This is a genomic window from Shewanella sp. NIFS-20-20 (assembly GCF_019209865.1).
Classification (GTDB): Bacteria; Pseudomonadota; Gammaproteobacteria; order Enterobacterales; family Shewanellaceae; genus Shewanella.
Genome location: NZ_JAHUTT010000045.1, coordinates 24,132 through 32,707 on the forward strand (window position 1 = coordinate 24,132; position 8,576 = coordinate 32,707).

The 8,576-nt window shown below is 45.4% G+C and carries 8 protein-coding genes; 3 read left to right on the top strand and 5 right to left on the bottom strand.

Annotated features, from left to right (window positions below; all coding sequences use genetic code 11):
- Positions 1-6: 6 nt before the first annotated feature.
- Positions 7-1,302 carry an MFS transporter gene (locus KU855_RS13730; RefSeq protein ID WP_218530848.1) on the top strand — a complete coding sequence of 432 codons (1,296 nt, stop codon included), beginning with the start codon at positions 7-9 and terminating at the stop codon, positions 1,300-1,302.
- A gap of 54 nt (positions 1,303-1,356) precedes the next feature.
- Here the strand turns inward: KU855_RS13730 and mnmH are convergent, their stop codons facing one another.
- The 3 genes from mnmH to KU855_RS13745 all read right to left on the bottom strand — a co-directional run bounded on the left by mnmH (position 1,357) and on the right by KU855_RS13745 (position 4,711).
- Entirely contained in the window at positions 1,357-2,460 is a 1,104-nt protein-coding gene (gene mnmH, locus KU855_RS13735) for a tRNA 2-selenouridine(34) synthase MnmH (RefSeq protein WP_218530849.1), read from the bottom strand.
- Between the two features lies 1 nt (position 2,461).
- Positions 2,462-3,496, bottom strand: a complete 1,035-nt coding sequence (selD, locus tag KU855_RS13740) for a selenide, water dikinase SelD (protein WP_218530850.1) — start codon at positions 3,494-3,496, stop codon at positions 2,462-2,464.
- Between the two features lie 99 nt (positions 3,497-3,595).
- On the bottom strand, positions 3,596-4,711 hold the full coding sequence (locus KU855_RS13745; RefSeq protein WP_218530851.1) for a fatty acid desaturase: 1,116 nt from the start codon (positions 4,709-4,711) through the stop codon (positions 3,596-3,598).
- A gap of 136 nt (positions 4,712-4,847) precedes the next feature.
- Between KU855_RS13745 and fabR the strand changes: the two genes are divergently transcribed.
- Positions 4,848-5,468 carry an HTH-type transcriptional repressor FabR gene (fabR, locus tag KU855_RS13750; RefSeq protein ID WP_218530852.1) on the top strand — a complete coding sequence of 207 codons (621 nt, stop codon included), beginning with the start codon at positions 4,848-4,850 and terminating at the stop codon, positions 5,466-5,468.
- A gap of 33 nt (positions 5,469-5,501) precedes the next feature.
- Here the strand turns inward: fabR and trmA are convergent, their stop codons facing one another.
- The gene (trmA, locus tag KU855_RS13755; RefSeq protein WP_218530853.1) at positions 5,502-6,599 is read right to left on the bottom strand and encodes a tRNA (uridine(54)-C5)-methyltransferase TrmA; all 1,098 of its coding nucleotides are present in this window, start codon (positions 6,597-6,599) and stop codon (positions 5,502-5,504) included.
- A gap of 133 nt (positions 6,600-6,732) precedes the next feature.
- Here trmA and murI point away from each other — a divergent pair, with 133 nt between their 5' ends.
- Complete coding sequence (murI, locus tag KU855_RS13760) at positions 6,733-7,542, top strand: glutamate racemase (protein WP_218530854.1); 810 nt, start codon at positions 6,733-6,735, stop codon at positions 7,540-7,542.
- Here murI and KU855_RS13765 read toward each other — a convergent pair.
- Complete coding sequence (locus KU855_RS13765) at positions 7,506-7,958, bottom strand: RNA-binding protein (protein ID WP_218530857.1); 453 nt, start codon at positions 7,956-7,958, stop codon at positions 7,506-7,508. The two genes, murI and KU855_RS13765, sit on opposite strands and share 37 nt — an antisense overlap.
- Positions 7,959-8,576: the final 618 nt, after the last annotated feature.

Consider the following 8,576-nt stretch of genomic DNA (forward strand, 5'->3'; position numbering starts at 1 on the left):
GAGTAAATGTTTTTTAGTCGGCGTTTCTTGCCTTATTTTGTCGTTCAAAGCCTAGGGGCTTTGAATGACAATGTTTACAAAAATACTCTGTTATTAATGGTGGCTTGGGCCAGTGTGGCGGAGTTGCCTATGCCGGCTGACCTCTTTATCAACTTAGCTGCTGCCCTGTTTATCTTGCCTTTTTTATTGTTCTCGGCCCATGCCGGTCAGTTAGCGGATCGTTGTGATAAGGCGTGGCTCATTCGGCGTCTCAAGACTATCGAACTGTTGTTGATGTTAGCTGCCGCCGCCGCCATCATGACCCAGAGCTATTTGATGATGCTGGCGTTCTTATTTTTAATGGGAACCCAGTCGGCTTACTTTGGCCCGGTAAAATACGCGTTATTGCCGCAAACCTTGGCCGCCGATGAATTGGTGCAGGGCAATGCTTGGGTCGAGGTTGGTACTTTTCTTGCCATATTAGCAGGTACTATCGGCGCGGGTGTGATCATGGCGAGCCAGGATGCTAATCTGCTGGCGAGTGCGATTGTGATAGGGTTAGCAGCATTAGGATGGCTAGCCAGTCGCTGGATTTTGCCTATTCCAGCTTTAACTTTGCAGCGACAATCCGCTAGTTTTTGGCAGGTATTTAAAGATGTGAAGGCGGATCAGGCTATCTTTGCTGCAATTTTAGCGATAAGTTGGTTCTGGTTCTTAGGGGCGATATATTTAACGCAATTTCCTAACCTTACCCGCTTGTGGTTGGGGGCTAACCCGACAGTGGTGTCATTGTTGTTGGCCGTATTCTCGGTGGGAATTGGGCTCGGATCATTTTTATCGGTGCGCTTAGCGCGCTCGAAAGTCGAGCTGGGGATCATTGCCTTTGGACTTGGGGGCATGACTTTATTTGGTCTGGACTTTGCTTGGGCTATGCCGGATATGCCTGTGAGTCATGAGCTGCCAGCTATCACCTTAGTGCAATTTATGAGTCAAGATCACCATTGGCGTCTCTTGTGTGATCTCTTGATGATCGGGGTGAGTGGTGGCATTTATATCGTGCCCTTATATAGCTTTATTCAAACGGAATCTATGCCAGAGCAACGAGCACAAGTGATTGCCATTAATAATATTTTCAATGCAATTCTTATGATCATATCCGCGCTTGTCGCCATCCTAGTGTTACAGGTCTTTGATGGCTCGATTCCGCAATTGTTGGCAATGGTTGCGGCGATGAATCTGGGGGTATTTATTTGGCTTTGCTTGCTGCAACCGCGATACCGCCATGCACTATTGCGCTATGTCGGCGTCACCAGGTGGCGTTAGCCACTGATACCTCAGTGGCTCGATAGTCACACAGCCCTCGGTAGAGGGCTGTGGTTAGTTGGCGGGTTGATCTAGCCATTGATGCATGTCGGCATGGCTGCCTTTGAATTTAATCCGCGGGGTTTTATTTTCCAATTGATAGCTATACATGGGGTCATAGTATTTTTCTAGCAATAAGGCAATCCAGCGTAGATGTCCTGCGGTGTCATTTTGCGAGACTTGTTGCTTGATCGCCTGATCAATAAGCTGCTGAAATTCATCATGCAATTTACCACCTAGACGTTTTTTGATCCCAGAAATACTCTGGTGCAAATAGTCACTAAAGGCTTGCAAGCCAGTGTCAATGCCGAGGCGTTCCACATAGCCGCTATACATCTTATGGACATACTCATCGAGTAAGCGATTCAGTCGTTGCTCTAAAGGCTCCTCAAGTACCAAAATATCGGCTTGCTGCATCTTAGTGTAGAAGTTCACTGGTAAAGCAGAGCGGCCGATAAGAAAGCTTTCATCTTCCAGTAACAAGCGAGCATGCTGCTGTTGTTGATGATGGAGTAAGGCGACGGCCAATTGATTCTCAAAATTTATCTGGCTAGGCTGTGGTTCATGTTTACGACCAAAACTTGAGCCTCTATGGTTGGCTATCCCCTCGAGATCAACGGCCTCCGCTCTTTCGAGCAGGAAATCTGTTTTGCCACAACCAGTACTACCGCTGATTATCTGCATCATTCCCAGTGTTGGCGCATGATCAATCACATTGATTAAATGCTGGCGCATGGCTTTATATCCACCTTCGATATACGCAATATTAACGCCGGCATCTGCTAACCATTGTTGGCTGATGCGTGATCGTAATCCCCCTCGAAAACAGTAAAGGTAGGCCGGAGGATGAGCACTGATAAACCCTAACCAGGCATCAATTCGTTGCTGCTTGGTTTTGCCTCTGACTAACTGATGCCCCAGTGCTAATGCGGCCTCTTGGCCTTGTTCTTTGTAGCAGGTACCGACTTTTTGCCGCTCTGAATCCGTCATGAGTGGCAAGTTCACCGACGTTGGAAAGGCCCCTTTCGCAAATTCAATCGGTGCTCTGGTATCCATCATGGGATGGCCAGATAAAAAGATACGGTTGAACTCACAGGCTGGGATGGGTTCCATTGTCATATTAGCAAAGCTCCAGCCAGTGCTGACCTTTGGTTGTCATTGCACCCACTTGATGGATAGCAAGGCCCGCCTCCGTCAACATAGCTTCTAACGCGGATGCTTGACTTGGAGCAATCGCGATTAATAGGCCTCCGCTGGTTTGTGGATCACAAAGAATGGCTTGTTGGTCTTGGGTCAATGGGGGTAAATGCTCGCCATAACTGTCAAAGTTTCTTAAGGTACCGCCAGGCACACAACCCAGATCAAGATAATGACGGGCATGATCCAATAATGGAAGCTTGTCGAAAGCCAATTGTGCCGATAATTGGGCACCTTGGCACATTTCGAGTAAATGGCCTGCTAAACCAAAACCGGTGACATCGGTCATGGCGTTGACACCGCTAAGCTTAGCCACCTTAGCGCCAATTTTATTCAGTTGGCACATGGCATCAGGCGCAATGTGCAGGTGTTCATCGGCTAATTTCTTCTGCTTTTGCGCTGTGGTTAAAATGCCGATACCCAGTGGCTTGGTAAGATACAATAAATCACCAGCCTTCGCCGTGTCATTTTGCTTGAGCTCGCTAAGCGGTATTTGTCCGGTCACGGCCAAACCAAAAATAGGCTCGGGTGCATCAATGCTATGACCGCCGGCCAGGACAATTCCTGCATCGGCACAGGCTTGACGGCCACCATCGACCACCTGCTGGGCCACTTCAGCGCTCAGCTTATTCACTGGCCAACCGAGGATGGCAATCGCCATGATCGGAGTGCCGCCCATGGCATAAATATCACTGATGGCATTGGTCGCGGCGATTCGACCGAAGGTGAATGGGTCATCCACAATCGGCATAAAAAAATCGGTGGTGCTAATGATGCCAGTGTCTTCGTTTAAGCGATAAACGGCGGCATCATCGCGACTTTGATTACCAACTAATAAGTTAGGATCTTTAAATTCAGGCAGTTGCGAACCGAGAATGGTACTGAGTACTTTTGGGGAAATTTTGCAGCCGCAACCAGCACCATGGCTAAATTCGGTTAATTTGATATCAATTGCCATTGCTGACACCTGTAAGCGGAATAGTATGTCGAACATAATAGCCAGATACAGGCGTCATGCAACTTAGCAGTGAAAATAAGCTGACTAGCGCAAATTTATTTATGTTTCAAATGGTAGTTCGCGGGTGACGCGTTGCCAATGTTTAAAGCGGGTGGCCAAATTGGTACGCAACTGAGCCACCTCCTGTTTTAAATCGCGATGGCAAATTGCTTGGCGTTTAGCATCAAGCAAGGCTTTCTTTGCTTGGTAGTAGAGGATAAGCTCTTGTTTTAATTCGTCATATTCATGCTGCAACTTATCAATCCACACCTCTGCATTGGGTAAGTGCGCCAGTTTGGTTTGGGCGCGTTTAAGTTGCATTTGCAGTTTGGCGGTTTCAATTCTTTCCTGAGGCACTTTGCGCAAATCTTGGGCAAGATTGAGGTAAAACAGTAATTTAATCAGCCATTTAGTTGGATCGAATTGCCACCAATGAATACCGTTGCGATAGTCATACTCGAAAATATGGTGAAAATTATGGTAACCCTCACCGTAAGTAAGTAGGGCTAAGAAACCATTATCACGGGCGGTATTTTTATCGGTGTAAGGCTGCGAGCCCCAAATATGGGCTAAGGAATTAATGAAGAAGGTGCAGTGATGCACAACGACCAGCCGTAAGAAGCCAGCGAGCAACAACATCGACAAAATATCACCATTGAGCCAACCTAAAAATATCGGTAAACCAAGATTCATGATCAATAACAGGCTGACGTAATGTTTGTGCTGCCACATGACAATGGGATCGTTTTGTAAATCACGAACATTTTTATAATCATGATAGCGTTGACTCTGATATTCACGCAGCATCCAACCGATGTGACTGTACCAAAATCCCATCTTGGCAGAGTAGGGGTCCTTATCATTATCATCGACATGCTTATGATGAATACGATGGTCGCTGCTCCAATGCAAGGCGCTATTTTGCAACGCTAACGCGCCACCTAAGGCATAAAAGAACCTGACGCTAGCGTGTGCTTTATAGGCTTTATGTGACCAGAGTCTGTGATAACCGGCTGTGATTGATAATCCGCTATAAAAAGCGAGTAATACAAACGCGAGCCACTCAACACCATCGAATCCATGAACGATTGCTCGCCAAGGTACAAAGAGACAAGCAATAGTAAAAGTGATTGAGAATATGAGAATATTTGTCCAAATTAGCGAGGGTTTGCGCATCAGTGCTTCCATTTCAAATGAGCGTACATCTGTAAGCTAATTTAGCCTTGGATTATTTTTTGGTCAAGCTTAAGGGCTGTGTTTCCTGAATAAAAACGGTATTATTCGTGAAATCTTTATCATTATGGAAATCGACATGGGTATCCGCGCGCAACAAAAAGAGAAAACGCGTAGAGCTTTAGTGGATGCGGCATTTAATCAATTGAGTGCTGAACGCAGCTTTTCTAGTCTGAGTTTGCGAGAAGTTGCCCGAGAAGCCAACATTGCACCGACCTCTTTTTATCGACATTTTAAAGATATGAATGAGTTGGGTCTGACCATGGTTGATGAAGGGGGGCTAACCTTGCGTCAAATGATGCGTAAGGGGCGTCAACGAGCAGAAGCTGGCGGTAGTGTTATTCGGATTTCTGTGGAAACCTTTATGGAAGTGCTGGATTCCAACCCTAACGTTTTCCGTATCCTGCTCCATGAGCGTTCTGGCACGTCTGCCGCATTTCGTGCTGCAGTGGCTCGAGAAATCGAACATTTCATTTCAGAGTTGACTCATTATATTGAAGCTTCGACCGGCCGTGCGCCTGATCTTGCTCGAGCTCAGGCAGAGGCATTGGTGACGTTAGTCTTTAACGCCGGCGCCTCGGCATTAGATATGAAGCGAATTGAGCGTAAAATCTTGGCTGAACAATTGGTGATGCAATTGCGTATGGTGGCTAAAGGTGCTGAGATGTTACAGCACAAGCTGACGGCTAGCGTGATCTAAAAAGGAGCCTTATGGCTCCTTTATTGTTACTACTTATTTTCGCTCTAATAACACGCCACACTCTTTATGATGGGTGTAAGGGAACTGATCAAATAAAGCAAACTGCTTAATTTCATGGGTTTGCGTCAGTACTTTAAGGTTTTCTTTGAGCGTGTCGGGATTGCATGAGATGTACATGATGCGCTCATAACCTTGCACTAAAGCAACCGTGTCAGGATCGAGCCCAGCACGAGGTGGGTCGACGAAAATGGTATTGCATTGGTAACTTTTCAGGTCGATATCTTTTAAGCGGGTAAATTGACGACCGTGATTCATGGCTTCGCTGAAGTCTTCCGCAGACATACGAATGATTTGCAGATTGTCGATATGATTGATGGCAATATTGTACTGGGCTGAGTCGACTGAGGGTTTTGCAAGTTCAGTCGCCAAGACCCGATTAAAGTTGGGCGCTAATGCAATCGAAAAATTACCATTACCGCAATAGAGCTCCAATAAATCACCTTGGCTATTTTTAGTCACGTCGATGGCCCATTCCAGCATGTGCACTGACACACCGGCATTGGGTTGCGTGAAGCTGTTCTCAATTTGTTTGTATTGCAGGGTTTTGCCATTAACCGCTAACGACTCCACCACAAAATCGCGGTCGAGAACAATCTTTTGCTTGCGAGCGCGACCAATAAAATCAACGTTAAAGCTTGTTGATAACCGTTGCTTTAAGGCGACGGCCTGCTGTTGCCATTCAGCATCTAATTGGCGGTGGTAAAGCAATGACACTAAGATCTCACCACTGACCGTCGATAAGAAATCAACCTGGAAAAGCTTATGGCGTAATATCGGATTGGGGCGCAATTCAGCCATCAATGCCAACATCATGTCATTGATTAGTTTACTCGCAGGCAGAAATTGATCACAGCGAACCTTCTGTTGCGTTTCATTATCAAACATATAGTAGAAAAGATCGTCACCCTCGTGCCAGACACGAAATTCGGCGCGCATACGATAATGCATCGGTGCGGATGCAAAGGCTTGTACCTGAGGTGGACAGAATTCTGCAAAATCTGCTGTCAGTTGCTGGATCTTTTGATCGAGTTGAGTTTGATAACTGGCGGGATCTAACGCTGCAAAATTCATAGCTGTGGTACCATTGGCATTATATTGGGGCGCAAATATTATACTAGATGGCGAACTTGTCCAGTATCAGCTTTTGCGCTTTATGACTTGCTGTGGGAAAATCCCTGCACTGTTGCTACTTCTGGAACCCACATTGTCTCAGCCTATTTTAGTTTTTGATTCAGGTATTGGCGGTTTGTCTGTGCTAGCAGAAATCAAACGACTAATACCAGCAGCTGATTATCTGTATTTGTTTGATAATGCGCGCTTACCCTATGGGGAATTGGCTGAACAAGTGTTAATCGATGGCTGCGTGGCATTAATTTGTCAGCAAGTTGAATTAAGTGATGCCAAATTGGTGGTGGTCGCTTGCAACACAGCTAGCACCTTAGTATTACCCCCTTTACGTCAAAAACTATCTATCCCTGTCGTCGGCGTTGTACCAGCCATTAAGCCGGCAGCCAATATCAGTGCCCATGGACGCATAGGCTTATTGGCCACACCGGGCACGATTAAGCGGACTTACACCCAACAATTGATAGATCAATTTGCGCCTGATTGTCATGTGAGCTTATATGGTTCTTCAGAATTGGTGATGATTGCTGAGAGGAAATTAGCGGGTCATGTGATTGAGCTTGAACAATTACAGCAGATATTGGCCCCCATCAAAGCTGATAAACTTGATACCTTAGTATTAGGTTGTACTCATTTCCCGTTATTAAAAGACGAGATATCACAGGTATTGGGTGATGCTGTGGTGTTGCTTGATTCAGGAGAGGCTGTCGCACGACGAGTGCAAAGTTTACTGTGTGAGCAGAAGGTGGGGGAAGGACAAGCTGAACTGATTGGCATATATACGACAGAGCAAATCAGTCCGGGCTTGTATCAAGGCTTAATGCAACAAGGCTTCACCAAGTTGGCTTCCTATCATGCTTGTTCAGATTTGTCTGAATCAGAATCCTGAGTCTTAGCTTCTCTGACCTTAATTGTACGTTCCTGGAATAACGCATCATTTAATGTCTTCATGGCCGACTTAGCCCCTTTTTCTGACATTTCGACAAAACCAAAACCTTTGCGGCGTCCAGTCTTACGATCCCGAACTAAACGGACACTGATGACAGGTCCATGTTGATTAAACAACTCTTCAACTTCAGACTCTCTAACTTTATAAGGTAAATTACCTATATAGAGAGTCATGGTTGGGCCATTGTAGTTTTCATTGCTTACGGCTTGTGGAGCAGAATTTATATTAACGATAAGGGCAGCTAACATTACGCCAATAACAAAGGCTATCGCAGGATTGACTGTTGGCAGGAATTGATAAAAGACAACAGCACCTATTACTGCGACGATAACAGTCAGAAGTAATGACTTAGACATAAAAAAATCTCTGATTAAGTGAAGAAGAAATAAAAATTCTGTTAATAACCTGCCTATCTTAATAAAATGTATGAAAATAAACCAGAGTGTTGGTGTTTTTTCAGTCATTTTCAGTCATTTTTAGCGTTTAACTGCTTTTGATGGCATTAATCTCCCATATTGTAAGCCTTATTCTTCTCAGAAAGCGCGATTAGCGTCAGAAAGTGCTGTTTAAGTGCGCAAACTGATGCAAAGGTGAGCGCTTGAGCGGGTTTGATTGAAAAAGGGTTGCGCTTAGAAATAGCTTCCCTATAATGCGCCTCCACTGACACGGCAAACCTGCTTAACGCAAGGCGTAACGAGTCAGTCAAGTGTTAGAGGCATTAGCCAGCTAAGGCTTGGGCATTAAGGAGTTAGCAAAATTTTCAGCGAAGAAAATTTTAAAAATAACTTGACGCTAAAAACGGGATGTGTAGAATACGCAGCCCTGACCAGTGAGGAATCACGGTCACGTTCTTTAACAATTTATCAGACAATCTATGTGGACATTCACAGTAGTTGCTAAATCGACAACGATTTAAAACGTCTCGCAAGAGACTTCAACGAAGATGTCCGCATAACATGCAAATTCGGTGATTT

What these genes read in the sequence shown, in the direction of transcription:
- KU855_RS13730 (WP_218530848.1), top strand. Translation starts at nt 7, where the DNA reads ATGTTTTTTAGTCGGCGTTTCTTGCCTTATTTTGTCGTTCAAAGCCTA.
- mnmH (WP_218530849.1), bottom strand. Translation starts at nt 2,460, where the DNA reads ATGACAATGGAACCCATCCCAGCCTGTGAGTTCAACCGTATCTTTTTA.
- selD (WP_218530850.1), bottom strand. Translation starts at nt 3,496, where the DNA reads ATGGCAATTGATATCAAATTAACCGAATTTAGCCATGGTGCTGGTTGC.
- KU855_RS13745 (WP_218530851.1), bottom strand. Translation starts at nt 4,711, where the DNA reads ATGCGCAAACCCTCGCTAATTTGGACAAATATTCTCATATTCTCAATC.
- fabR (WP_218530852.1), top strand. Translation starts at nt 4,848, where the DNA reads ATGGGTATCCGCGCGCAACAAAAAGAGAAAACGCGTAGAGCTTTAGTG.
- trmA (WP_218530853.1), bottom strand. Translation starts at nt 6,599, where the DNA reads ATGAATTTTGCAGCGTTAGATCCCGCCAGTTATCAAACTCAACTCGAT.
- KU855_RS13765 (WP_218530857.1), bottom strand. Translation starts at nt 7,958, where the DNA reads ATGTCTAAGTCATTACTTCTGACTGTTATCGTCGCAGTAATAGGTGCT.